Origin of the sequence: Streptomyces cupreus (assembly GCF_014257025.1) — a bacterium.
Lineage (GTDB): Bacteria > Actinomycetota > Actinomycetes > Streptomycetales > Streptomycetaceae > Streptomyces > Streptomyces cupreus.
In genome coordinates this window covers 12,287-39,279 of the sequence record NZ_JACMSF010000009.1, presented here as the reverse complement: position 1 = coordinate 39,279, position 26,993 = coordinate 12,287, and the positions used below count along the sequence as shown (strand labels likewise).

Sequence of the window (26,993 nt, the reverse complement as noted above, 5' to 3'; positions counted from 1 at the left end):
GTCGTGGATCTCGAGAGCCGTCTGCGGCTGGCGGGCGACGTCCCGGCGGTCGAGGAGTTCCTCTCCTCGACCGCCGGCCGCCTCCACCACCGCGACCAGGACCCCGACGGCTTGTACTGGGCCGAGGTGCAACCGAACAACGGTGAGCGCGCAGCGTTCATCGCCCGGATCGAGTGGACGGTCTACCCGGACCGGCCGCCCTCCCTTGTCTTCGTCGAGTCGATCGGCGCATCCGGAGTCGGAGCGCCCAGTGCCTGGCCGGGAGCGGATGGCTACCGCTACGGCTCCAACGACGTGTGCAAGCCGTTCACCGCCGAAGGCCAGAGGCTCCACCCCGAGTGGAGCAGCGGGCCGCACTCCTGGAGGAGCACCGGCAATCCCTTCCTGTACGTGGTGGAGAACGTGCAGGACGACATCGATCGCGTTGACGGGAGGTGTGCCGGATGACCACCGACACGAGGAAGCTGGTGCTGCCGGCCGGCGCGGTCGACCCGGTGCTCCAGGAGATTCGGCGCCACGGGCTGGCCGATCAGGAGACCGGCGCGCTGCTGCTGACCGGGCAGTCGGACATGCACGTGCTGGTCGTGGCGGTGGCCGGGACGGCGGGGATCGTGCGGGGTCCGGGTCTGTTCACGGTGAGCGCGGTCGCGTACGACCGGCTGTTCAGCTTCGCCGAGGAACGGTCCTACCGGGTGCGGGCGATGATCCACTCGCACCCCGAGGAGGCTTTCCTGTCGCGGACCGACCGCGCGTACTCGTTGCGGGTGCCGAAGTTCGTCAGCGCTGTCGTCCCGACCTACGCGGCGCCGCCCGCCGACCCGGAGTCGTGGGGGTGGTGGCGTTTCGAGCAGGACTGGGTGCCCTGCACCACTCCGGTTGTCGACTCGGCGCTGCCCCCGGCGCGCACGGTGGTGTTCGGCGAGGAGGGTGTCCGTGAGTACTGACTACAGCCGCAGCGTACGCCTGGGCGGCCTGGCCGCCGGCGTGGAAGAGGCCACCCTGCAGGAGCGGATGGAGGGCATCCTCATCCACCTGACCGGGGACGCGCACCTTCCCGCGGCCGCCGAGACTCTCGAAGTACTGGTGGCGGACCTTCGCCGGTGGCCGGTCCGGCTGAGTCTGGACCCCGGCCGCGGACCGGGGCGGCTCGACGACGAACTCATCCGCAGGCTGGTGGAAACGGCGACCGGGATCGATCCGGACCGGCCGCTTCGCATCGGCGAGGCCCAGGGCAAGGCGCCGCTGCATCTACACGTGGGAACCGCACCACCGCTGGGTGCTGCGGTGGCCGGTGCGCCGGACGGGCACGGGGTCCGTCTGCGGCACACCGGTCATCCTTTCCCCCGGCTCAACGCGCCCGGCACCGGGCTGGGGGCGGTCCTCACTGCGGCGATGCTGGCCGGCGAGGCGTTCAAGGTCGTTGCCGGGCTGCCGGAGGGGAAGTTCCAGGTGACCCCGGTGGTGGACTTCTGCCCCGTCCTCCCCGGTGAGCAGCCCGGGATCGTCGTCGCCCCGCTGCCTGCGCTGGAGCAGGTGCTGCTGGGCGGGGGCGGCGCGATCGGCACCGGCATCGCCCTGGTCCTGGACCTGCTGCAGGTCTCCGGCGAGTTGACGGTGGTGGACAGGGAGGTCTTCGAGAAACCCAACGTCACCTCGTACAGCATCGGTACCCTGGCCGACGCGGCTGCGGGCCTGCCGAAGGTGCGGTTGATCGACGCACGCCTCCGGCGGATCGAGGTGACCCCGTTCCACGGGACGATCCAGGCTTCCATCGAGGCCGTCGATGCGGGCACCCTGCCGTGGCCCCGGATCGTCCTCGGCGGACTGGACAGCGTCCAGGCCCGGCACGACCTGCAGCGGCTGCAGGCCGATCTCATCCTGGACGGCAGCACCGGCGGCCCGGTCGGCACAACCGTCGCCCTGCACGAGGCACTGCCCACCGGCCCCTGCCTGCGCTGCTACTTCAAGGCCAACCACACCGGGAAGAGCGCGGAGCAGCGACTGCATGAACTGACCGGGCTCCCGCTATCCCGAATCGCCCTCGGGCAGGAGCCGCTGACCGAACGAGACCTGGAAAGCCTGGACAATCAACAGCGGGAATTCGTCGGGCAATTCCTCGGACGGCCGGTGTGCGGGCTGATCAACTCGCCTCAGCTGACCGGTAGAACGGGCGACGGGTTCCGTCCTTCGGCCGCGTTCGTGGCCCAGCAGGCCGCCTGCCTCGTCGTCGGCGCCTGGATCGCCCGCAGCACGGGCCTGTTCAGCGGGCCTCCACGACGCATCGAATACGACACCCGCTTCGGCCCCCGGCCCGACCAGATGATCGACGACCGGCTTCCCACCCCCGGGTGCGTGTGCCAGAAGGACGCTGCTCTCATCAACCGCATCCGAGAAGCCCGACGCACCCGCCGTTGACGCCCGGTTGGAGGTGGCGGCAGACCGGTGGCACCTGGCCGAGTTGGGCGCAGCTTGAGGAAGAGCTCCTTGAGGTGTGAAATAGCAACGTCCCGCCGCAGCGGCCATCACGGTTCCCACCTCGAAGGTCAGGCTGCCTCGAACGCCCGCCGGATCAGCGGTCCCGCCTTCTCCAGGTCGGCTGCCGAGGCGATACGGACCTCCAGGTCGCCGGTCCCGAGGTGGCCGATACCGCGCATGTCACGCGAGAAGCTCTCCTCGAGCTCGACCGTGTCCGGGTCGATCTTGAGGTAGATCAGAATCGCCCCATGCTTCGGGCGGAAGATGACGGAGGCGACGTTCACCATCCGGCGGTAGGCGATGTAGTGCCGAAGCTGAGCTACCTCGACCTCGCCCCAGGCGGTGAGGGCCTCGTCCAGCTCGGCGTACAGGTTCTGCAGGCAGCCAGGAATCGCGGCAGCAGTAGCGGTGGCCTGGACGGACGTCTCCCCGTCGTTGCTGGCGGCACTAGCCGTGACCTCCCGCCCGCGACTCTGACGCCGGCCCGAGGTCGGTCTTGTAGACCCGGGCGTGGACTCGATCAGTAGCAGGCTCAGCAGCCCACCTTCGAAGAGGCGGTAGCGCACCAGGTCGATCCGCTCGCGCAGGCGATGCACCGCGACTCGGTCGTGGTGCGAGAAACCAGCGGCTATGCAGACCATCCGAGGGTTCCGCCAGTCGATCGACTCGGCGGCCTCGGAGCCCAGCTTCTCCTTGACCAGTGCCTCGAACTCGTGGCGCGCGGAGTCCAACCACGACAGATAGGAGACAGCCTGCGACAGGACGCCGCTGTCGGCGCCCTTCTTGTATTCGATCAGCGCAGGTGTGCCGTTCTCGTCCAGACCCAGCGAGTCGATCCGGCCCCGGTGCCACGGTCCCGTCGGGTATTCCGACGCCAGGAAGCGGATGCCGAGCATCGACTCCATCCCCGCCTCGATCCGACGCTGAAGCTCCACCTCCAGCCCCACCGTCGAGCCCTGTAGCTCGACGTCCCGGCCATCGGCATCCAGCCGGAACAGCTTCAGGTCGGTCACCAGCGTCCCCCTCTGCGCGATCTCTACAGGAGAAGCAATGGAAACCGGGCCCGTGACTATTCCGATCTGGCTTTGAGCCTGCTTCGTCCTCCGGACGTCCTCCCAGGACAGACCGGCACAGGTCTGCTGGCCCTGCCGTATTCTGCTGGCCCTGCCGTATGTGGACGGAGTGGGGCGACATTCCCTGCATCCATAGCCAGCTTCCGGACAAGATCCCTGCAGCTGGTCCTGGTCCGATGTGATCACTTCCTCCTATGCGATGCCGATCAGTAGGCTGTAGCGGTGATTCGTCGGTGTCCACGCCCCTCGTGCTTTGCTTCTTCTACGGCGGAGCGGGGGCATACACCGAGCGAGGGTGTGCTTTCGCTGCGGGAGTCAGGGGGTGTGCGGTGAGCGGCGCGTCTCTGCCGTCACGTATCGGCCCGTACCTCGTCGAGCGGCGGCTCGGCGCGGGCGGGATGGGGGAGGTGTACCTCGCCTACTCGGTCGCGGGTGAACCGGTCGCCGTGAAGGTGATCCGGCCCGACCGCACGGATCCGCACACGCGCGCCCGATTCGAACGCGAGGCGACGATGGCGCGCACGATCTCTGGTACGGGTCGTGTGGCCCGTTTCATTGAGGCAGACCCGTTCGCCGAGCAGCCCTGGCTGGCCATGGACTACGTTCCCGGCCGCCCGCTCTCCGATGTCGTGAAGGATCAAGGTCTGCTGTCCACGCCACTCGTGGCGAGTCTTGGCGCGCTGCTGGCCGAGGGGCTTGCCGCCGTGCATGCCGCGGGTCTGGTGCACCGTGACCTGAAGGCGCAGAACGTCATTCTCGGAGACTTCGGGCCGGTGATCATCGACTTCGGTCTGGGTGCCTTCGTCGGGGCGTCCAAGGGGTCGCTCACGCAGGCCGGCGTGGTCATCGGCACGGTGCGTTGCATGCCGCCCGAGCAGGCACTGGGTGAGCTGGAAGTGACGCAGGCCGCTGACGTGTACGGGCTGGGTGCGGTGCTGCTGTATGCGGCGACCGGGCACTATCCGTACGACGGCGCCCGGTGGGAGGCGGTGGCCGCGCAGGTGGTCAACGCCGAGATCGGCCCCGACCTGTCCGGGCTGCCCGCCGAACTGACCCCCGTCGTGTCGGCCATGCTGGCGCACAAGGCGGAGGACCGCCCCTCCCTGGAGGAGGTGACGCGGCAGTGTGCCGATCTCATGCGTCTGCTGGGCACGAGTCCGGCCCGGGCACGGCGCGCTCTGATCCAGGAGACGACGCCGAGGGACCATCCCACGATGGTGCTGCCTCAGCCTGATACGCCCATGCTGGACCGGCTCGACTCGCTGGAGAGGCAGCTGCGCGAGGAGTCGGCGGCCCCGGCAGATAGCGTCCCCGCCTTGCCGTCCGATGGTGAATCCAGCCCGGATACTCCGGCCCAGAGCGACGTCGAAAGCTCGCTCGTGTCCGTGCAGGAATCCCCCAGCGGACGCCCGGCCGAACCCGCGCCGAAGAAGGGCCGTCCCCCCGCTTCCCGGCGGGTCGCCGACGAACTGCGTAAGCGCTACGCGATGGGCCCGGCGCTCGCCTGGTCGAAGCGCTGAACCGCTCTTCCTTACCTTTCGCCGACGGGGCCGGTCCGGGGCGATACAAAGGGTGGGCGGCAGCACACCGCACATCACGAGCACACAGTCCACAGAGGAGCACCACGTGACCACGGCGATGCAGCCCGAGGTTCCTGAGGCGCGCGACGCCGATGCGGCGCGGTCGGCGTACCCGGCCGGTGCGAAGCCGACCTTCGCGCCCGGCGCCCAGGTGCGCATCCGCCATGAGCAGTGGCTCGTGAAGTCCGTCGACGAGTCCCGCGACGGACTGATGGTCGAGGTCAGCGGGGTGTCCTCGTTCGTCCGGGGCACGGACGCGGTGTTCTACTCCGGCCTTGACCAGATCGACGTACTCGATCCGCGCAAGACTCGGCTCGTGCCCGACGACACCTCCAGGCACGCCAAGGCCCGCCTGTACCTGGAGGCGGTGATCCGCAAGACCGCGCTGCCGCAGACCGAGCACGGCATCGCACTCGCCGACTCCTTCCTCATGGACCGGCAGGAGCACCAGCTGCGCCCCGCCGAGCTGGCATTGTCCATGCGCAACCCGCAGCCCCGGCTGCTGATCGCTGACGTGGTTGGGCTGGGCAAGACGCTGGAGATCGGCATCACGCTCTCGGAGCTGATCCGGCGCGGGCGCGGCGAGCGCATCCTCGTGGTCACGCCCGCCCATGTGCTGGAGCAGTTCCAGCGCGAGCTGTGGACCCGCTTCGCTCTGCCGCTGGTGCGCCTGGACTCCACCGGCATCCAGCGCATCCAGCAGGAGATCCCGGCGGGCCGGAACCCGTTCGCTCATTTCAAGCGCGTCATCGTCTCCGTCGACACCCTCAAGTCGGCGACGTACGCCCACCACCTGGAGAACATCACCTGGGACGCGGTGGTCATCGACGAGTCGCACAACCTCGTGAACAAGGGCACCCGCAACAACCTCCTCGCCCGCCGTCTCGCCGAGCAGACCGATGCGCTGATCCTGGCCTCCGCCACTCCGCACAACGGCGACGCCGAGTCCTTCGCCGAGCTGATCCGGATGCTCGACCCGGCGGCGATCGCCGACCCCAAGAACTACAAGGTCGCCGACCTCGACCACCTCTACATCAGGCGCACCAAGTCCGACCGCGAGGTACGCGACGGCCTCAAGAACAAGCCCTGGGCCGAACGCGGCGACTCCTTGCCGGTGCCGGCTCCGGCGACTCGGAGGGAGGTCGCCGTCCTGGAGAAGCTCGCGAGCGAATGGACGCCGGGCGACCCGAACCGTTCGTCGGTCTGCGCCGATCCCCTGGTCGGCTACAACTTCCTGAAGGCGTTCCTCTCCTCCCACGTCGCCCTGCGTGAATCCCTGGCCAACCGGCGTGCCTATCTGGACAACCCGAAGAGCGTCACGGCGAAGGGCAAGGCCAAGACCGCGCCGGACACCCCCGAGCGCCGCGCTGCTCTCGCCGCCGAGAGCAAGGCCCTCGCCGAGCTGGAGGCGCTGGTCACGGACTTCACCGACCAGGACTCCGCCAAGCTCGACGCACTCGTCCGCACGCTGAAGGACGACCTCGGCGTCGGCCCGCAATCCGAGCGCCGCGTCGTGATCTTCTCCGAGCGGGTCCACACCCTGGACTGGCTGGCCCAGGAGGTCCCGGCCCGGCTTGGCTTCAAGAAGAAGAACATGGCCAAGCCTGACAAGATGCGTCCCTGGAAGGCGTACGACGGCGCCGTCGAGGTCATGCACGGCGACACCACCAACGACCAGCAACAGCGGGAGATCGTCGACCGCTTCGGCCGACGCGAGGAGCCAGTGCGGCTGCTGTTCACCGGTGACATCGCCTCCGAGGGCGTCAACCTGCACCACCAGTGCCACGACCTCATCCACTACGACCTGCCCTGGTCCCTCATCCGCATCGAGCAGCGCAACGGACGTATCGACCGTTACGGGCAGGCGGTCAGCCCCGAGTTCCGTGCGCTCACCCTCACTGCCGACGTGCCCTGGCGGCGCGACGAGGAGAGCGGCGAGATGCTCACGCTCGACGACCGGCTCGTCGGCACCCGTCTGCTGCGCCGCGAGGCCCAGGCGCACGAGATCGAGACCGGCGAGGGCAGCGCCGAGGCCGTCACCGGTCTCTACGACGACAAGAAGGAAGAGGACCGCCTCACCCGCGACCTCATCAAGGGCGGCACCGTCGAGCGTTCCATCAAGCAGTCCCAGCAGGAGTCCGGCGGGGTCCTCGCGGGGCTCCTCGCCGGCGCCAACGCCCGGCTCGCTGACCCGACGGCCGCTCCGGCCACTCTCGGCACGGCCGCGGTGCCCGAGGCCGACGTACCCCATGTGTTCGCCGACACCAAGGCGTACTTCCACACCGCCGTGGACCTGATCTACCCGCAGGCTGAGCGCGAGGCCCTCGACTGGAAGCCCGAGACGGCAGGCGGCCGCATCGAGTTCACCCCGCCCGACGACCTGCAGTACCGCTTCCGGGAGCTGCCGAAGTCGTATCTGGAGCAGGAGAAGATCCTCACGACGCCCAAGTACGACGGCACACTGCGCATCACCTTCGACAAGCAGTATGCTGCCGACCGGCTGGAGGCCGCCCGCAACGCCAAGCAGGGCAAGACCGACGAGCCCACGTCCCAGTGGCCCAATGTCTCCTACGTCTCCGACATCCACCCGGTGCTCGACTGGGTGACGGACAAGGTCCTCGCCAAGCTCAAGTACGACGAGGCGTTCGTCCTCGCCTACCAGCCAGACGTAGCCAAGGCCAAACGGATCGACGCCGCTCTTCCTTCGGCTCTGACCGGCCCGGTCTATCTCCTCCAGGGCGTCTACTCCAACGCGGCGGGCAAGCCGACGGTCGTGGAGTGGATGGCCGTCACCGGCCTCGCCGGGGCCACTCCTCGCGTATGGCGCATGGACTCGGCGTTCCTCGCCGCTTGCGGCGTGGGACCCAACATGCCCGGCCGCGCCCAGCCCGTTGACCCCGACCTCCTCCAGGAACTCGTTCCCGCAGCTGTCGATGCGGCCGAGACCCACCTGCGTGAACGCCGCGCCGACTACGACAAGCAGGTCGACTCCTACCTGGCCCCGTACGAGGACCGGGTGCAGGTCTGGGAGCAGGGCGCCCTGATCGCCGTCGGCAACCAGGAGCGTCGTCGCAAGCAGGTGTACGACACCGCCAAGCGCCGCCGCGCCCTCGTACGCCGTCTGCGGACCGACGGCGACCCGATGCTGCGGGTCCTCGGCGTCCTCGAACCTCTCCACCCTGCCACCGTCTCCGCTGCACACGCCGAGGAGTCCGCACGATGAGCTACACCTACGACTCCTTCGCCAACCGCGGCGAGTATCTCTCCGCCCACTACTTCAGCGAGGAGCTGGAGAACACCCTCAAGAAGAGCAAGGCGGGCGACGAGGGCCTGTTCACCCTGTGGACCAGCCGCGAGACCGACCCCCACGACCCGCAGCCCACTCCGCGTGAACTCCTCCCCCGGCTCCGCGGTGAGTACCTGGCCACCGTGCGTCCCTTCCTGGCCGCCCGTGCCCAGCAGGAAGAACTCGGCAGCACCTACGACGACCCCACGGGCGAGTGGGCCGAGCACCTCACCACCTGGCACACCGCCGTCCTCAAGGCCCTCGGTTACGGCGGTGACCGGCCCGAGCCGATCACTGTGCACAACGCGGGCAAGGAGTACGAACTCCAGGTCGCCTGGCACGGAGACGGCATCCTCGCCATCGACTGCGGCTGGACCGCCAAGCTCGACGACGCCCTCGACCCCGACGAGGCCGGACAGTTCCTCCACCCCCTCAAGACCGCCGACGGCCTCCTCGAAGTCGGCGAGAAGCTGGCGGGCTGGCTCTTCCAGAGCGAACTGCACGAGCCGGGCGGCGACGCGCCCCGCTTCATCCTGCTGCTCTGCGGCGGCGTACTCGTCCTCGCCGACCGGGGCGCCTGGGCCGAAGGCCGCTATCTCGCCGCCAGCCTGGACGCGGCTCTCGCCCGCAACGACACGGCGAAGGCCGGCGAACTCGCCCTCCTCGCCGTCCTCTTCTCCCATGACATGCTCGCGCCCCGCCCCGACGGCAAGGGCCGACGCCTCGACGACCTGCTCAAGGCCTCCCGCGACAACGCCGTCGGCGTCAACTCCGAGCTGCGCAAGGGACTCCAGCACTCGGTCGAAATCATCGCGAACGAGGTGCTCGCCCGCCTGCGCGAGGCAGAGGTCGAGCCGCGGGAGATCGAGGACCTCAAGAAGGGCCCGTTCGCCAAGCAACTCACCCGCGAATCGCTGCGCTACCTCTACCGCATCCTCTTCCTCCTTTACGCGGAGGCCCGCCCCGAACTGGGCATCCTGCCCGCCGACGACTCGACGTACCAGACCGGGTACTCGATCGCCCGGCTGCGCGAACTGGTGGCGCGGGCGCGAAAGCTGGTCGAGGAGGACAGCCGGATCGGCTTCCACCTCTACGCCTCCCTCGATGTGCTCTTCAACAAGGTCAACTACGGCCATCGCCCGCACGGCACCGAAGCAGACGACGACAAGCCGGCCGAGGAACGCAGCCAGCTTCGCGGACTGCGCTTCGAGCCGCTGCGCAGCGAGCTGTTCGACCCTAAGGCGATCACCCTCATCGGCCGCCGCATCCTCCACCCCCACTGGGACGAGGATGGGGACGAGCAGCCGCGGTGGCTGGACCTGCGGCTGCGCAATGCGGCGTTGCACCAGGTGCTGCGCCTGCTGACCATGAAGGAGGCTGGCCAGAAGGGTAGACAGGGCGGCTTCATCTCCTACCGCAACCTCGGCATCAACCAGCTCGGCGCCGTTTACGAGGGCCTGATGTCCTACACGGGCATCATCGCCAAGGACGAGCTGGCCGAGGTCGCCAAGCCCGGCGCGAAGAAGGGCGACAAGCAGTACGGCGATCCCGAAAAGGGGTCCTGGCTCATCCCCGCCGACCGGCTGACCAAGTACAGGGAGAACACGTACGTTGTGTACTCCGCCTTGGACGCCGAACAGTACGGTCTGCGTGGCCCCAAGAAGTACGACAAGGGCACCTTCGTCTACCGACTGGCCGGCCGCGACCGCGAGACGTCCGCCTCGTACTACACCCCTGAGTCTCTTACGAAGGTCACCGTCGAGCTGGCGCTCAAGCACCGCCTCGACCAGGAGAAGGACGCTGACGGCAACACGGTCAAGACCCGTGCGAGCGAGCTGCTGCGCTACACGATCTGCGAACCGGCTCTGGGATCCGGCGCGTTCCTCAACGAGGCGATCAACCAGGTCGCCAAGGAGTATCTGAGGCGCCGTCAGGATGAGCTAGGCGTCAGCCTGGACACGTCGAAGACGCTCGATGCCGAGCAGAAGGTGAAGGCGTACATCGCCCTTCACAACGCGTACGGCATCGACCTCAACGCAACGGGTGTGGAGCTTGCGGAGGTGTCGCTGTGGCTCAACACCATGCACCCCGGCATGCGTGCGCCGTGGTTCGGACTGCATCTGCGGCGGGGCAACTCGCTTATCGGAGCCAGGCGTTGGGTGTACGAGGCCGAGCGCATCAAGAAGGAGCGGACGATTGGTGCGCACACGCCGACCAAGCTGCCGTTCCGGGCAGCTGGGGATAGCTCGGAGCAGTCGCTGCCGAACGGGGCTGTGCACCAGTTCCTTCTGCCGACGCCTGGGTGGGGTGCGGTCGCGGGGGCGAGCGGGGATGCGAAGAAGCTGGTGGAGCAGCTCGCCTTGCCGCAGTTGGAGCAGCTGAAGGCGTGGAAGAACAGCATCAAGGCGAAGCCCAAGACGACAGGCGGCAAGGGTAGCCAGCTCGCCCGGTTGCAGGCTGCGGCCCTTCGCGTCGAGTTTCTGTGGAAACTGGTCGCCAAGCGCATGGAGCTGAGCGAGCGAGAGATCGCCCGCACCATCGATGTGTGGGGGACGGATCGTGAGGAAGACGCGGAGGAGTACGCCTTCCTCCGCCGTGACAAGCAGAACCCGGACCAGAGCCTGCCGCTGACCAAGGAGCAGGTCTTCAAGGACCTCTTTGCGGCGGAGGGCTCCCCGTACTGGCGGCTCAAGCAGGTCATGGACGCGTGGTGCGCGCTGTGGTTTTGGCCACTGGAGAAGGTGGGGCTGCTGGATGGGGCCGATGCGGAGTACGACACCGCTCCGGTGGTGACAGCGCAGGCGGGGACAGACCTGGATGCACTGTTGTCGTCGGTGGCCGGGTCGGCAGTGGAGGTCGAGGAGCGCGCGCCCGAGCCGAGGCCTGTGCCGCAGTTCCTCGAGCCCGGCCTGCTGTTCAGCATGGAGGGCGACCAGATTTCCTTGGGTGAGGCTGAGAGCGACGACGAGGCCGAGAAGAAGGCGGCCAAGAAGAAGCGTGGCTCCTCCGCTCCCAAGAAGCCGAGTGGACCGGTACGCCGACGCGATGTCATTCCGCTGGCGGACTTGGACGACTGGATCGCCTTCTTGGAGTCCATGCTGGGCACGGGACCGGTGCCGAAGGACACCTTTGCCACGACGGTCGACTCTCTGGAAGAGCTGAAGAAGCTCGAAGACCTGATCCAGGCCGAGATGGGTATGGACGACGCTCGTAAGGCGGTTGAGACGCGGTATCCGTGGATGCGGGTCGTTCGCGATATTGCCGAGGAGCAGGGGTTTCTGCACTGGGAGTTGGACTTCGCTGGTGTCTTCACCGGTGAGGCGGGGGGCTTCGACCTTCAGGTGGGTAATCCGCCATGGGTGCGGCCGGAGTGGAAGGAGAATCCGGTCCTCGCGGAGTATGAGCCGTGGTTCATGCTTACGGAGAAGCCGAAGGCGGAGGAGAAGAACCGGCGGCGGGATGTTGAACTCGCGCGAGAGGAGGTTCAGGAGTACCTGCTCGGCGAGGTGACGAACACGGTGACGATGGCGAGCTACCTCTCGGCGGCGCCCGTCTACCCGCTGATTTCGGGAAGCCAGCCGGATCTGTATCGGGCATTCATGTGTGAGGTGTGGGACCACGCCGGGAGCGGCGGGGCCGCCGGGATGGTGCACCCAGACACCCACTTCGCGGGGGACAAGGAGGCCGCGCTGCGCGCAGCGGCGTACCGGCGACTGCGGGTGCACGGTGACTTCGTTAACGCGGGCAACCGGTTCTTCCCGCCGCCGGTGGGGCGGTCGAGCCACTTCGGCGTGCACATCTACGGGGCCGAAGGCGAAATCTCCTTCGACTCGTTGTCTTGGCTCTTCACTGTCGACTCACTTCGCTTGTCTGCCTCCGCCGAGAACACGGGCACCGACCCCGGCGTCAAATACGACGGCGACTGGGACGAACGTCCCCACCCGAAGCGGGTCGTCCGCGTGACCTCGGCCACCCTCAAGCGGTGGCGTCGACTGGCAGGTGATGAAGGGCCCCTGGAGCACACGCGTCTCGTCACACCGGTGAGCACAGCGGAGGACCCGGCGATCGACGCACTTGGTACTTATCCCTTGCGTCTCGGTGCACTGTCCCCGGATATCACCCGTGGGTATGACGAAAGTGCTGCCAAGAAGGCAAAGTTCGGCCCGAACAAGGATCAGCGACTCATCGACTACAACACCGGCATCGACGGCCAGGAGGACTACCACGCGAAGGCGTGGAACGAGGTCATCTTCAAGGGGCCGCAGATCGGTGTGGCCAACCCAATGTTCAAACAGCCCAGTCAGGGCGGAGGCGAGGTACGAGGCCTCGACCCGAAGGGGCTCGCGGACGACGCGGTGCCGGAGTCGGAGTACCGGTGCGTGGCTCCCCACGACGTGTTCCTAGGCGAGCAAGACAGGTGGCCTGACTGGGAGAGGTACGAGGCGCTGCTCGCGTCCGAGGAAGAGAGGGCGCAGGCCCGGCTCCGGATTGCGGAGCAGCGCAAGGTACAGCCGGAGGAAGTCGAGGACGAGCAGGTCGAGAAATTCCTGCTTGCCAAAGCGAGTTACCCGTACAGCGAAGACTTTCGGGTTGCGTGGCGCGAGAGGGTTGCGCCTGACACGGAGCGTGCGCTCTATGGAGCGCTGCTTCCGCCTGGGACAACGCATATTCACGCAGTGCGTTCCGCGCGACTGGCGACAAGGGGCCTCACTGCTCTCACCGCAGGCTTCCTGGCCGCGCTGCCCATCGACTACCTGCTTCGGACCGCAGGAGTCGGACACCTCGACGTTGCTCAGGCCAAGCGGCTTCCGGCACCACAGAGCGAACACCCCCTCGCCTCCGCCCTCCTCCTTCGTACCCTCCGCCTCAATCTTCTGACGACTGCCTACGCCGACCTGTGGGAAGAGCTCTACGACCCCAAGTGGCCCGGCTACGAGCCCTGGGCGATCAAGTGGCCCAACCTCAAGACCGAGCTGCACAACGTCACCCCCACCTGGCAGCGGGACACGCCCCTCCGTACTGAGTACGCCCGCCGTGCCGCCCTCGTCGAGATCGACGCGCTCGTCGCCGTCTGGCTCGGGATCGACGCGGACACACTCATCGTCATGTACCGGGCCCGTTACCCGATTACGCAGGACTTCGACCCGGTGACCTGGTTCGATGCCAACGAGAGGAAGATCGCCGGGGACCGGTACACCTACGGCTTCGACCAGACCAAGGACCACTGGACCCAGTTCGAGAAATATCGCGAGGCCTACGAGAAGGACCCGAACACCGACACGCCCCTCCCCGACGGCTACACCGCCCCCTTCTACAAGGCGAACCGCGAACGCGAAATGCGACAAGCCCACGCCTACTTCAAGCAGCGCCTCGACGAAGCCGTGGCTAAGGGTCTCTGGGACCCGGAGAAGATGGAGGTCCCGACCCCGTGAGGCCAACCCTCGAAGCACAGGGACTCAAGGAGAGCCTGCTCCAGTACCTGTCCACGACGTACGGGCTCGCGGACGAGGGCGCTCGAAAAGCCCTGAACTCCTTCCTGGGGGACGAGACGACGGGTATGTTCCGCGGCCCGTACCTCCGCCTGCGCACCCCGTTCACCCCGGCCGACGACGGCTGGCAGCAGCACCTGGACTGGGTCCGTACCGACGGCTGGACACCGTACGCGCACCAGGCTCGCGCCTTCGCCCGGCTCACCTCCAAGGACGGCCACACACCCCAGCCCACCCTGGTCACCACAGGCACAGGTTCCGGCAAGACCGAGTCGTTCCTCTACCCCGTTCTCGATCACTGCGCCCGCGAGCGGGCGGCCGGGAACAAGGGGGTCAAGGCGGTCTTCCTCTACCCGATGAACGCCCTGGCCACCGACCAGGCGGCCCGTATCAACGGACTCCTCACCGATTACGACGAGTTGAGTGGCGTACGTGCCGGCCTGTACATCGGTGAGAAGGCGGCGACGCACTACGACCGGGTCTACACCCGCCGCCAGGACATGCAGCTGTCCCCGCCGGACATCCTGATCACCAACTACAAGATGCTCGACCTGCTGCTCCAGCGTGCCGCCGACGCCCCGCTGTGGGACGGCAGCGACATCCGCTACGTGGTCGTCGACGAGTTCCACACCTACGACGGCGCACAGGGCACCGACGTCGCCATGCTGCTACGCCGCCTCGCCATCGCCGTCGATGCCAACCGGCCCGGCAAGCCGCTGGGCTCGATCACCCCCGTCGCCACCTCCGCGACCCTCGCCTCCGGCACCGATGAGGACGGGGTACAGCAACTCCTCTCCGTGGCCACCAACGTCTTCGGCACGGAGTTCACCGAGGACGCGATCGTCGGTGAGGACCGGCTGACGGTCGACGAGTTCATCCTCGGCGAGGACGAGTCGATCCCGGACGCGCGATTCCTCCCCGGCCAGGCCACGCCCCCTGAGACACTCACCGCCCTGCCGGACCCGGCGTCCGGCGCCGAAGAACTCGCGGACCTTGCCGAGGCCGTCACCGGGAGCCGGATCACCGATCCGGTCGCCCTCGGCGCGGCACTGAAGCGCAACCGGCTCACGTACGCCGTCCTGAACGCCTTCGACGGCACGGTGCGCACCTACGACGAGGTGCTCGACGTGATGCGCCGCAGTGGGGCGAAGAGCTGGGACGAGGCGATCACGACACGGCCTCAGATCGCTGCGCTGGCACTCGCCCGCTTCGTCGCGCTGCTGTCTGTGGCGCGTGACCCGGACGCGCCGGCCGAGCTCATCCGCCCCTTCGTCCAGGTTGAGGTGCATCAGTGGGCGCGGTCCGTCACGCGCATGCTGCGTGGCGTACTGCCGTGGCCGAAGGCCGAGTTTGCGTGGGACACGGCGGGGGCGCAGAGTCAGTCGCGTACGACGCCGGACACCACTACCTCCCGTGACACCAAGATCTTCCTGCCCGCGGTGTACTGCCGCGAGTGCGGGCGTTCCGGCTGGTCGGTCCTCGCCCCCGAGTCGGACTTCGAGGAGCTGAACTTCGAGGCTCACAAGATCCGCCGGGCCACCGTCACCGCCGAGAAGGCCAAGGTGCGCACCCTGGTGGCGGCCACCGACAACGAGGCCCGTGAGGGCAACGGCCGTACCGCCATGGACCCGGCGGCGCAGAGGTCGCTGACCACCGGCGGCGCGGGTGTGCTCATGGTGCTCGACGGCCTGTCCCAGCGCCTGCGGCTGCCCGATCCCCAGGGCGACTACGACGACGAGGGCAACCCGGCGCCCGCCGGTCCCGACTCCGCCTTCGTCCTGGTCCAGCTCGGCGACACCGCGGAGCGCGCCGCCAAGGATGACTGGTGCCCGGCCTGCGGCACGCACAACGCGATCCGCTTTGTCGGTACGGGTGCTGCTGCCCTCGCCGCCGCCTCCGTCACCCAGTTGTTCACCGGCGGGGAGATGGACAAGAAGCAGCGTGAGACGAAGACGCTGATGTTCAACGACTCGGTGCAGGACGCCGCGCACCGGGCCGGTTTCGTCGCCTCCCGCTCGTACACCTTCTCCCTGCGGGCCCTGTTTACCAAGCATCTGAGCGAGCAGCGGCCCAGTGCCCTCAACGACCTTGTCGCCGATGTCGTCGCGGCCACCACAGACCGTGAGACACTCGCCGCCGTCATCCCGCCGGACCTGCACGACGACACGGGTGTTGCGCGTCTGCTGTCAGGCAAGGGGCGCGGTGGGGACAAGAAGACCTGGGACCTGATCGGCGAACGGTTCGCGTTCGAGGCCGTCATGGAGTTCGGCCACCGCTCCCGCAACGGCCGTACCCTCGAACTGACCCGTACCGCAGCCGCCTGGGTGGACATCCCCGACGAGCAGGCGGCCGTGGCGCTCGTGCGCGCCGCTCATGAAGAGGCCGCCCACCGCGGGTTGACGCTCACCGAGCACGACGACGCCCGCTATCTGGCCTTCCTGCGCGGCCTGTTGGAGCGGCTGCGTACGCGGGGGGCGGTCGGGCACCGGTGGCTGGAGAAGTTCCTCGACGAGGCGGGCACCAGCCGTTACTTCATCTGGGGCGGCCGCCCGCGGGGCATGAAGGCCTTCCCCAAGGGGGTCTCCGCGCCGACCTTCCTGCTCGCGCGGCCCAAGCCGAGCAGCGAGTTCGACTTCGCCGCCGGGCGTCTGTCCTGGTACCAGACCTGGGCCCAGCGCTGCCTCGATTTGACGCGCGAGCAGGCCGACGAATTCTGGGTTCGGCTGCTGCCCCGGCTCACCGACGCCGGGCTGCTCGCCGCGCGCACCCCGAGCGACACGGCCGCCCGCCTCTACGGCCTTCAACCGGGCGCCATCCGGCTGCAGTTGCTGACCGACGCCCAGGTCAACGAGGCGTATGTACGCTGCCCGAAGTGCTTCTGGGAACAGACCGTCCACCCCTCGCTGCTGGCCCAGTACCACGGGCAGCCCTGCCAGGCGTATCGCTGCGCGAAGGGGCGGCTGGTCGCGGGTGACCGGTGGCTAGAGACCGTGGACCGGCACGACCGAGACCGCGACTACCGCGACGATTACTACCGCCGCCTGTACCGGCGAGCCGGCACCTACCAGGTCATCACCGCCGAGCACACTGGTCTGCTCTCCCGCGGCAAGCGCGAACGCGTCGAGGACGCCTTCCGCAACGGCGAGGGATTCAACGACCCCAATGTGCTGTCCTGCACGCCCACCCTGGAGATGGGCATCGACATCGGAGACCTGTCCGCTGTCGTCCTCGGAGCTCTGCCGCGCCGTCCGGCCAACTACGCCCAGCAAGCGGGTCGGGCCGGACGCCGTACTGGTAACGCCTTCCTGCTGACCATTCCCGACCGCAAGCGCCGCGACCTGTACTTCCTCGACCGGCCGCGGGACATGATCGACGGACGGATCGTGCCGCCGGGCTCGTATTTGTCGGCCATCGAGATCCTGCGCCGCCAGTACACCGCCCACCTCCTCGATCTCGCGGCGCGCGGCCGACTGCTGCGCGAGGACGGCAGGCCGCTGGCCGCGCTGTCGCGCCGGGTCGACGAGCTCTTCGGTCCCTCCGGCTATCTCGCCGACTTCACCGACGCCGCCCTCGCCCACGGCGAGGAACTCGTCGCCGGCTTCCTCGCTCTGTTCCCGACCGGCGTGAGCGACACCGCCAAGAAGGAGCTGGAGAAGTACGCGGTCCGCGGCATCCGCAGCGCGATCGAGAAGGCCGAACGGGAGTGGGAGCGCGAGAACCAGAAGCTGCGCACCCGTATCCGTACGATCCGCTCCGCGATCGATGAGCTCAAGGACGGCGACGACGAACAGGCCAGCACAAAGGCGGAGTTGGAGGCCGAGCTCGGCGCCATCTCCAAGCAGGGCGCCACACGGCAGCGTCAGCCAGCCCAGACCGTGCTGTGCGACCTCGGCCTGCTGCCCAACTACGCCCTCATCGACGCCACGACCACCCTCGACGCCACCGTCTTCTGGCCCGAGGGCACCACACCGGAAGGCCGGCCCCGCTACAAGTCGAAGTCGTTCTCCTACGGGCGACCGCGCGGCTTCGCCCTGTCCGAACTCGCCCCTGGCAACACCTTCTACGCCGAGGGCTACAAGCACCGGATCACCGGTATCGACATCGTCACCGGCCGGGACCAGGACTGGCGCCACTGGCGCTTCTGCCCCTCGTGCGGCTACGTCCGCACCCAGAACGCCGAGAACGACATCACGCCCTGCCCGCGCTGCGGGGAGACGGGCATCGCCGACTCCGGCAGCCTGTGGCAGATCGTCCAGCCCAGCGTCGTGACAGCCCGCGACAAGCGGGAGGACGCCAGGATCGGCGACGAGAGCGACGACCGCGACCGCCGCTTCTACACCGTCGTCGACATGGTCGACATCCACCCCGACCACTTCGCCAAGGGCAAGTCCTGGCGGCACACCAAAGAGATCTTCGGCGTCGACTACACCCGCCGTGCCATCATCCGCCGTATCAACACCGGACCGCTCAGCATCGGCGCCCAGGAGAACGACCAGCTCGCCGGGAAGCCGGTGCGCATCGCCCCCTTCCACGTGTGCACCGCCTGCGGAGCCGCGAGCGCCGACGGACGGCCGGTCTTCGACGACGACCGGGACGCCGTCGACAACTCCGCCAACCGCCAGCGCGAACTCAAGCACCACACCCCCTGGTGCCCGTCGCGGCGCGGCAAGAAAGGCGTACCCCAGGAACCGGTCCTGCTCGCCCACGAGCTGGAGACCGAAGCCCTGCGCATCCTGCTGCCGGCCGCGACCGTCCTCGTCGAGGAGAAGGTCCACTCCTTCCAGGCGGCCCTGCGCCTGGGCGTGGACGGCGCCTTCGGCGGCGACCCTCAACACCTCGCCACCACCCTCGCCACCATGCCGGACCGCGACACCGCGGAGAAACGGCACTTCCTCGTCCTGTACGACCGTCTCCCGCACGGCACCGGCTACCTGGACCGGCTCACCGACCCCGCCGCCTTCCGACAGGTGCTCGAAGGCGCGCGCCGACTGCTCGTGGAGTGCCCCTGCAACGAGGAGGGCGGGCCGGCCTGCCACCGCTGTCTGTACCTCTACGCCGACGAGCAGTACATCGAGCGCGTCTCCCGCCAGGCCGCCCTGGAGATCCTCGACGAACTCCTGGGCACCGACACCGACGCCTGGGACACCAAGAAGGTCGGCAACACCGATCAGATCGGTCTCGACGGACAGGTCGAGTCCGACCTGGAGGCACGCTTCCTCAAGGCCCTGCGCGGGTGGGCCGGACAGCGCGGCGACGCCGTGCTGGAGGAGAGCGGCGACAACAGCGCCTACCTGCGTCTCGACGAGGTCGGCACCGTGCACGGCTGGCGTCTGACCGCCCAGCGCAACGAGGGCTACACCCGTACCGACTTCACCTTCGAACGCGTCGACGGCCCCAAGCAGAAGATCACCGTCTACCTCGACGGACACCGCTTCCACGCCACCCGCCGACACAACCGGCTCGCCGGCGACGCCGACAAGCGCAACCGGCTCCGGGCCGAGGGGCGCGCAGTCTTCCAGCTCACCTGGGACGACCTCGACGCCTTCGAGCGGCAGACGAACACGGCGGAGTCCGCCGCGGGGCGGGAAGCGGCCGAGCCGGTGTGGCCGCCCTACCCGCGCAGCGCCCAGGACCTCGCCAAACAGCTCTACGCCGACCGTGGCGGCGACGACCTCGCGACCACCGCCTTCACCGACCCGATGACCATGCTCCTCGCCTACCTGCGCAACCCGGACGACGCGGCCTGGGGCAGGCGGGCATCAGCCATGGTCGGCGGGCTCCTTGGGACCGGCCAGGAGATCCTCGTCGGCAGCGGCACCCCCGACCAGACGCGCCAGACGCTCAGCGGCCTTCTCGACGCCTGGGGCCGCACCGACGGCATCGACCCGGCGCCCGTCCAGGGCACCGGCACGCTTAACCTGTTCCAGACCTGCGACCAGTCCGGTCTCCCCATCGCTTTCCTCGTCGACGCGGCCACCAGCCGCTGGTCCGCCCTGGCCTGCCTCGACGACACCGCACCCGACCAGCTCGGCACGCCCGAACACAAGTCGCGCTGGCGTGCCTGGCTCCAGTGGTCCAACATCCTGCAGTTCCTCGCCCACGACGGCGGCGACGGCATTCAACTCACCACAGCCACCGCAGCCGGCTTCGACATCTCTGTCCTCAAGGCCTTCGGCGGCCTCGGTGAACTCGAATCCCTCGTGGTGCGGTACGGCACCGGCACACCCGCACCGCAGCCCGTACCCGCGGAAGCCTCCAACGAGACTCCTCTCGAAGCAGCGGTGCGGGATCTGCTGTGGGACCAGGAGATCCTCGAATACCTCGACGAGGACGACCCCGACTCCCCCCTCACCCGCCTCGCCCACGTCTTGGCCGACGGCGGCAAGAAGGCCCCCGCTTACGGCTACGAGCTCGGCGAACGCGGTTGGCTCGCCGACTTCGTCTGGGACCACGGCACCCCGCGGATCGCCGTCATGGCCGAGCCGTACGACCAGGAGGACGAGGAGAGCGACAAGACCTGGAGCGCCTACCGTGACGCCGGGTTCACCATCCGCTCGGCCGACGACTGGCTCGCCGATCTCGATGCTCTGCTGGGCGTGCTCCCCGACGCCACCGCCCGTCCCGACTCCGAAGAACAGAGTGCCGCACGATGACCGCACGCCTGAGCCTCTACCAGAAGGCCGAAAACGAGCTCTACAAGATGGACTCGTCGGTCAAGACGAAGTTCTACGACTTCTGCCACCAGTTCCGTCTCGACCCCGATCACCCCAGCCTCGACCTCAAGCCTCTCAAGGGCGACAGCCGGATCTTCCGCGCCAAGATCGACCGTTCGTACCGGGCGTTGCTGGCCCGGGCCGGGGTCGGCGCCGATGGCGTCCAGCAGTGGCTGATCGTCGCCGTCCGCCACCGCAAGGACGTCTACGAAGAACTCACCGTCGCCATCAACCGGATCACCGGCGAGATCGAGTTCGTCGACCTCGGCGTCGTCGGTCAGAGCGTCCTCCAGCGCGCGGGACTCCAACTCACGCCAGCCAAGGACGAGCACCCGGCACCGGCCGAGCCCACGCCCGCCCCCGTCGTGACGCCACAACCGGCCGCCCCCGCCGAACCGCTCCTCATCGGCTGCACCCCCGAGGACCTGCGCCGGCTCGGTGTCGCCGACGCCCTCATCGGCCCGGCCCTCGCCGTCACGACCGACGAGGAACTCGACCAGCTCATCGCCGGCGCCCCGCGCCTGACCGCCGAGGTCCTCACCGGCCTCGGCTCCGGCATGTCCGTCGACGAGGTCGAACGCGAGATCACCCAGCCCGCCTCCACCGAGCTCGAACCGGGCTTCGAGAACGACATGGCAGCGGCCCTCACCCGTACCGCGGTCACCACGGTCGACGACGACATCCGCAACGTCCTGGCCGAGGGCGACTTCCGAGCCTGGAAGGTCTACCTCCACCCCACCCAGCGCAAGATCGTCGAACGGAACTACAGCGGCCCCGGCCGGGTCAGCGGCGGCCCCGGCACCGGCAAGACCATCGTCGCCCTGCACCGCGTCGCCCGCCTCGCCGCAGCTCTGCCGCCCGGCCACGGCAAGCCGATCCTGCTGACCACGTACACCAAGAACCTCACCGCCGACCTGCGCTCCCGACTCACCTCGCTCATGGACCCAGCGCTGCTCGGCCGCGTCGACATCAAGCACATCGACCAGCTCGCCCAGAGCGTCCTCAACGAGAACACCGCGCCCGGCGCGCAGCGCAGCCTGATCACCGACGACCGAGCTCTGGATGTGCTGCGCGAGGTCCTCTTCGAACACGACGAGCAGCGCTGGGACGCCGAGTTCCTCTTCGACGAATGGGAGCAGATCGTCCTCGGCCAGTCCCTCGCCACCCGCCAGGACTACTTCAAGGCCCGTCGCGCCGGTATGGGCCGCGCCCTCAACCGCCCCGAACGCGCTGTCGTCTGGAAACTGCTCGAACAGTTCGCCCTGCGCCTCAACGGCATGGGCCGGGAGACCTGGGCCCAGGCTGCCGAGCGCGCGGCGCGGTACGAGATGGAACGCGCCCGCAAGATCCAGACGCGGGCCGAGCGCAAGGCCGACATCGGCGGCGGCGACCTGGCCCACCTCGACGACAACAGCTCCGCGATGCGCTACCTGCGTCACCGCTACCGTCACATCGTCGTCGACGAGGCCCAGGACCTCAGCCCCGCCCACTGGAAGATGCTGCGCGCCATGGCCGCATCCGGCCCTGACGACCTGTTCATCGCCAGCGACACCCATCAGCGGATCTACGACCGGCAAGTCACCCTCTCCACCGTCGGCATCAACATTCGCGGTGGCCGCTCCTCGAAACTGACGCTGAGCTACCGCACCACCCAGGAGATCCTCGACCAGGCCGCCAAGGTCGTCCGTGGGGGCACTTACGACGACCTCGACGACGGCACCGATACCCTCGACGGCTACCACTCCCTGCTGCACGGCCCCGCCCCCGAGTACGTCGCCTGCGCCGACTGGACCGACGAGATCACTCAGCTCGCCGAAGCCCTCAAGCAGTGGCGCGCGGACATCACGCAGCCCACCGAGGACGGCACCGTACGCGACCCCAGCGGCACCATGGCCGTCTGCGTCGCCGACGGCGACATGGCTGGCCGCGTCGCGGCCGACCTGGAGACGAAGCACGGCATCACCACGGCGACCCTCACCAAGGACGGCCCGCAGGGCGGTGGCGAGGTCCACATCGGAACGATGCACCGCTTCAAGGGACTTGAGTACCAGAAGCTCGCGGTCATCGGCGCGAGCGACGGCATCCTGCCGCGCACCGCTGTCGTCGAGAAGTACGAGACGACCGACCCCAAGCGGTACGAACGCGAACTCAAGAAGAGCCGCAATCAGCTCTTTGTCGCCACCACCCGAGCCCGCGACGCATTGCGCATCTCCTGGCACGGCAGGCCGAGCCCGTTCCTGCCGTTGTAGGCCTGGTTGATCTGTGCCGCTGCGAGCACTGCCATGGGGCAGCGCCGCTGTGGGTGCCCACGCCGCGGACCGCTTCATCCATCTCGGGACAGTCCGCCACCTTCTTCAGACCCGGATCGGTTCACGCTGCATGGCCCGCCTCCTGGCGGGCACTCTGGCCGTAGCACGGACCTCGCGATCTAATGCCCGGTGATGGACGCGAGCGTGGTGGGACTGGTGGGCGCGGCGGTTGGCGCGCTGGGGGCTGTGGCCGGCGGTTGGATCTCCGCACTCGGGCAAGGGCGGCAGCAGCAACGGCAGTTGCAGGCCGACCGGGAGTATCGGCGCGAAGTCGCGCGTCGGGAAGCGTACGGAGCGTGCATTGCAAGTACGAAGCTGTTGTCGAATGCGTGGTGGCGGTTTTCCGACGTCGTGTGGAACGAGCAGTCCACGCCGGAGCAGTGGCGGGCCGCCTTCGCGGAGGTACATGAGGCGTGGACCCAGTTCAGCACCGCGGTCGCGGCCGTTGCCGTCGCCGGGCCGGTAACGGCCGCGGAGGCGGCCGAGGAACTGCGCGTGGCCATGTACGAATGGGAGAGGGCGGGGATGGACTGGTTCGCGGCGGCCCGACGGGAGGGACACGGCCGACTCGATGAGTACTCCGACCGCTTCCAGCAGGCTTGGCAGGCCAAACGCGCTCCGGACCGAGCCTTCCAGCAGGCCGCCCGGAGGGCTCTGGGAACAGAGGAGCCATAGCAAGTCCGCTCCCGTAGACGGCGATCGGCCCGCCCGTGCACCCGAGATGCCTGGGACGGACCGATCGCGTGCTCCGCGCTTGCGGTCAGCGGCGGATGTGGACAGTCACGCTCATGATCGTGCCACCGGCGACGACAGTGCCGCCGAACCACGCCACAGCAGGGATCTGTGCCGTATGCCCGCGCGCCGCCAGGAGGCAGATCGCCACCATCGCCAACAGTGCGGTGATGGCAGAAGCCGCCTGGCTGACCTGGGCAGAACGGGACGTCATTTCCCTTGGTGTACCGTTCCGAGGTGTCGGTTCAGGATTCATCTCTCGTGATTTCGCTCGTGCTGATGTGATCCCGATACGACGCAGGGGAGTCCTCGGCCGTACCCTCCGCCGTCCAAAGCTTGGGTGCGTCCTTCGGGGCTCCCCATTTACCTATCGGGGACCACGGTGGTCGAACGGAGAGTGCGCGCCCTGGTTTGGACCGCCGCCCCCCCGCGAAGAGATCCATGATGCCGAATTGCCTCATTGGGACGGCAGTTGACGATGGATCCTTCGCTGCGCATCCTGCACCCACCTATGACGGGAATGCCAATCCGGCACCCGCAGGAGTCGTGAGAACACCCTTGGGAGTCACACGATCGGACACCGCTATGCCCACGGAGGGGCCGTGATCTGCACGTTGGTCCTTCCGACCTGCCATCTGCCTGGTGCCGCCTGGTGGAAGGCGGGGAAGCGCTGCAGCAGACGGCCCAGTCCATCCATCTGCCGACGGTGAGGCTCGTGCGCGGGTGCGGGGAGGGCGGCGAGGATGTCGGTGCGGGTCATCGGTTCGGGTGCGCGGGCAAGCAGCCGAGCGACCTGGGAGAGCAAGTCACTTCCTGCGGTGCCGCGTTCGGCCTCTCTCCACCTGCGGACGTGCACCTCGTGTTGGACGAAGGGCTCGCCCAGAACCCTCAGGGCTTCTGCACCGAACCGTGCCAGCGTCGCGCGGCCGTTGCCCGCGAACCGGACGCGATGGCGGTACGCGTAGATGCTGGCGGCGGTCGCGAGCACACCGGTGGCCACCGGGTGGGCGCGGGCCAGACGGACCGTACCAACCACGGCGTAGCCGGTGCCCATGACCGCGGTGGTGCTGCCCTGGATCCCGTTCTCGGCGTTGCCGATCTTGCCGAGCAGGGCCCGCACTGCTCCCCAGTCCCGTACGGCGACGTCGTGGCGGATCAAGTCTGGGTCGGCGGCGAGAAGTACGACGGGAGCGAGGATGCCCGCGAGTTGGAGGATGCCGACATCGCTGAGGTCCTCCTGGGCAAGCTTGTCGGCAGCTGCCGTCATGGGCAGCCCGGACACTGAGACGACATGCAGCAGTGGCACGTACTCCCGCCACCACATCTCCTCCGCCTTCGCGAGGTCGAAGGTGCCGCCCTCACGCTTGCGGTCGGCCAGCACGCGCGGTACCTCCGCCCACACGTAGTGCGGGATGAAGCCGCGCAGCGTCCCGTGCCGCATCCCGTCCAGGATCGAGGACGGTCGGCCACGGCCCAACGCCGCGGTGATGTCCGAGGTGAGCACCGACGTGTCGAAGACCCCGAGCCGGAATCCGCCGGTCAAAGGACGCGGACGGTCAGACGCGCTGCTGTACATGACGGGAGCGTAGGCCCCTTCAGCATGTCCGTGAACGCAATTTCCGCCCGGGGAGATGCCAACCCGCACGTGCTCTGCCGCCCCCGTCCCGTGGGTCGGCGGAGCATGTGCCGGGACTGCTCTGTGTACATCACCAGCGCGGAGATCCGCACGCAGATCGCAGCCGAGCGGTATTTTTCCTTCGGGCCCGCCGTGCCCGGGGCGAGGGCGACGCTCGATCGGCAGCAATGCGCGCACTCCCTGGTCCGCCACCCGCCCCAGGATGACAGTGGGTCCCGGGAAGTCATGGCTGATCCCCCGGGGCCCGTGGTGTCTCATGAAGCCGAAGCTCATCCTTCGTCGGTCAGGGCCTTCGCGAACAGCGCTTCGGAGTCCAGCGAGCGGAGCAGGGGGCCGAGGAGCCTGCGGGTCACCGTGCCTGGTGCTTCACGCAGTTCGGCCAAGGTCGCGCCGGTGCTCTCCTCGTAAGTGTCGGCGCTGTACCTGTGGTTGCTGGGGAAGTGCGACTGTCCGGCGTACCTGCGACGGCCGCGGAGTCGGCTGGCTCCGACCGCCACCGCCCAGTTCCCGTGGTAGCCCACGTCTTCGGAGACGAGGCGGATCAGCTCCAGCATGTGCCGGGTGAGGATGACGGCGCCCGCATCGAAGAGAACCTGCTCCGCGTCTTCTTCCGGCGTATACCGGTCGTGGAGGCTGTCGGAGAGACGGGTCATGAACAGCCGTAGTCCGCCATCCTCGAAGAGTTGAACTTCGATTACGTGTTCATCGCCCCAGTTGCCCTCTGCGGCGTAGGTGCGGTCGGACTTGAGACTTGAGGAGCTGAGAGCCACTCCCCTGGCGCGTCGGCGCCCTTGGTGGGCGTGGCTCAGGTCGGGGCTGAAGCCCTGGTCCGAGAGCGCCGCCCGGAGTTTCTGGTTTTCCTGGACGCGGGTGATCAGTGTGTGCAGGCGGAGGTTCCAGTCCTGGGCGCCGGTGATGGGCAGGCACATGTCCCGTCGTCCGGCTGTGGGCTGGGCCACCAGGAAGAGGTGGGACTGGGCGCCGACGTCGCGCAGCGGGTCTTCGTCCATCTCCTTGCGCAGCAGGGCGAGGGTGTCGGCTTCGGTGTTGCGTCGCCTTGTGTGCAGGGCGACGACCTCGGCGTCGCCCATCTGGTACTTCGTCTTGTCGCCGCGGCCGAAGTACCTGTTGTCGACCATGTGCGGTGCGACGGGGCTGGCCGGGATGTGGACGATGAGGTAGCCGGTTCCGTCGTCGGCCGCTGAGCTGATCTCCTCGGTGATGACGGTGAGCGGCGGGTCGGGGATGGTCCGTGCCACGGATTCGACCTTCTCCGGCAGTCCGTTCAGCGGCTGGGGGGCGAGTTCGAAGGTGCGGCTTTCCTTGTTCTCCTGCACCCCGATGATCAGGGTGCCGCCATCGACGGCGAACGAGGCCAGGTCCCGCGCGAGTTCCTTGTTGTCGCCCTTGCTGTTCGGGGCCTTCTTGAGGTCGAGGTGGTGGCTTTCCTCGAAGAGGCCGCCGTCGACGGCGGCCTGCAGGTCGGCCTCGGTCTTCGGTATCCACCGGGGTTGTCGGAGGAGAGGTAGATCGATGTCACTGTGCGGTCCCGCTTCTCGTGATCCAAGGCCCAGCACGGGCCGTAGCCCAAGCGGCTGAGCGCCAAGAGTACGGAGGGGGTCTGACAATCGGCCGTCCGTTTCGGTGCGGCAGGGGTCAGCGCGTCTCGGTCTCCTGGTCGCTGGCCCACGCGGCGACTT

At 68.3% G+C, this 26,993-nt stretch carries 13 protein-coding genes; 9 read left to right on the top strand and 4 right to left on the bottom strand.

Annotated features, from left to right (window positions below):
- The first annotated feature begins 3 nt into the window (after positions 1–3).
- Genes H4N64_RS10945 through H4N64_RS10935 form a run of 3 tightly spaced genes read left to right on the top strand, consistent with a single transcriptional unit; the run spans position 4 to position 2,415 of the window.
- Entirely contained in the window at positions 4–447 is a 444-nt protein-coding gene (locus H4N64_RS10945; RefSeq protein WP_186282033.1) for a hypothetical protein, read from the top strand.
- Entirely contained in the window at positions 444–944 is a 501-nt protein-coding gene (locus tag H4N64_RS10940; RefSeq protein WP_186282032.1) for an MPN domain-containing protein, read from the top strand. Before H4N64_RS10945 ends, H4N64_RS10940 begins: the two co-directional genes overlap by 4 nt.
- Entirely contained in the window at positions 934–2,415 is a 1,482-nt protein-coding gene (locus H4N64_RS10935; RefSeq protein ID WP_186282031.1) for a ThiF family adenylyltransferase, read from the top strand. Before H4N64_RS10940 ends, H4N64_RS10935 begins: the two co-directional genes overlap by 11 nt.
- Positions 2,416–2,543: 128 nt before the next feature.
- Here H4N64_RS10935 and H4N64_RS10930 read toward each other — a convergent pair whose 3' ends face one another.
- Positions 2,544–3,488: a DUF5655 domain-containing protein gene (locus H4N64_RS10930; protein ID WP_186282030.1), complete on the bottom strand. Its 945-nt coding sequence runs from the start codon at positions 3,486–3,488 to the stop codon at positions 2,544–2,546.
- 389 nt (positions 3,489–3,877) lie between these two features.
- Here H4N64_RS10930 and H4N64_RS10925 point away from each other — a divergent pair, with 389 nt between their 5' ends.
- The 6 genes from H4N64_RS10925 to H4N64_RS10900 all read left to right on the top strand — a co-directional run bounded on the left by H4N64_RS10925 (position 3,878) and on the right by H4N64_RS10900 (position 23,600).
- Positions 3,878–5,068, top strand: coding sequence for a protein kinase domain-containing protein (locus H4N64_RS10925; protein ID WP_186282029.1), 1,191 nt, complete (start codon positions 3,878–3,880; stop codon positions 5,066–5,068).
- A 106-nt stretch (positions 5,069–5,174) separates the two neighbouring features.
- Entirely contained in the window at positions 5,175–8,351 is a 3,177-nt protein-coding gene (locus H4N64_RS10920; RefSeq protein ID WP_186282028.1) for an SNF2-related protein, read from the top strand.
- Complete coding sequence (locus H4N64_RS10915) at positions 8,348–13,846, top strand: hypothetical protein (RefSeq protein WP_186282027.1); 5,499 nt, start codon at positions 8,348–8,350, stop codon at positions 13,844–13,846. The genes H4N64_RS10920 and H4N64_RS10915 overlap by 4 nt, the downstream gene beginning before the upstream one ends.
- Complete coding sequence (locus H4N64_RS10910; RefSeq protein ID WP_186282026.1) at positions 13,843–20,556, top strand: DEAD/DEAH box helicase; 6,714 nt, start codon at positions 13,843–13,845, stop codon at positions 20,554–20,556. The genes H4N64_RS10915 and H4N64_RS10910 overlap by 4 nt, the downstream gene beginning before the upstream one ends.
- On the top strand, positions 20,553–22,865 hold the full coding sequence (locus H4N64_RS10905; protein WP_186282025.1) for a UvrD-helicase domain-containing protein: 2,313 nt from the start codon (positions 20,553–20,555) through the stop codon (positions 22,863–22,865). Before H4N64_RS10910 ends, H4N64_RS10905 begins: the two co-directional genes overlap by 4 nt.
- A 192-nt stretch (positions 22,866–23,057) precedes the next feature.
- Positions 23,058–23,600, top strand: a complete 543-nt coding sequence (locus tag H4N64_RS10900) for a hypothetical protein (protein WP_186282024.1) — start codon at positions 23,058–23,060, stop codon at positions 23,598–23,600.
- Positions 23,601–23,685: 85 nt separating this feature from the next.
- Here the strand turns inward: H4N64_RS10900 and H4N64_RS10895 are convergent, their stop codons facing one another.
- From H4N64_RS10895 to H4N64_RS10885, 3 genes are all read right to left on the bottom strand, one after another.
- On the bottom strand, positions 23,686–23,871 hold the full coding sequence (locus H4N64_RS10895; protein WP_186282023.1) for a hypothetical protein: 186 nt from the start codon (positions 23,869–23,871) through the stop codon (positions 23,686–23,688).
- 369 nt (positions 23,872–24,240) lie between these two features.
- Positions 24,241–25,233 carry a PIN domain-containing protein gene (locus H4N64_RS10890; protein WP_186282022.1) on the bottom strand — a complete coding sequence of 331 codons (993 nt, stop codon included), beginning with the start codon at positions 25,231–25,233 and terminating at the stop codon, positions 24,241–24,243.
- Between the two features lie 329 nt (positions 25,234–25,562).
- On the bottom strand, positions 25,563–26,870 hold the full coding sequence (locus tag H4N64_RS10885; RefSeq protein WP_186282021.1) for an RNA-binding domain-containing protein: 1,308 nt from the start codon (positions 26,868–26,870) through the stop codon (positions 25,563–25,565).
- Positions 26,871–26,993 lie beyond the last annotated feature (123 nt).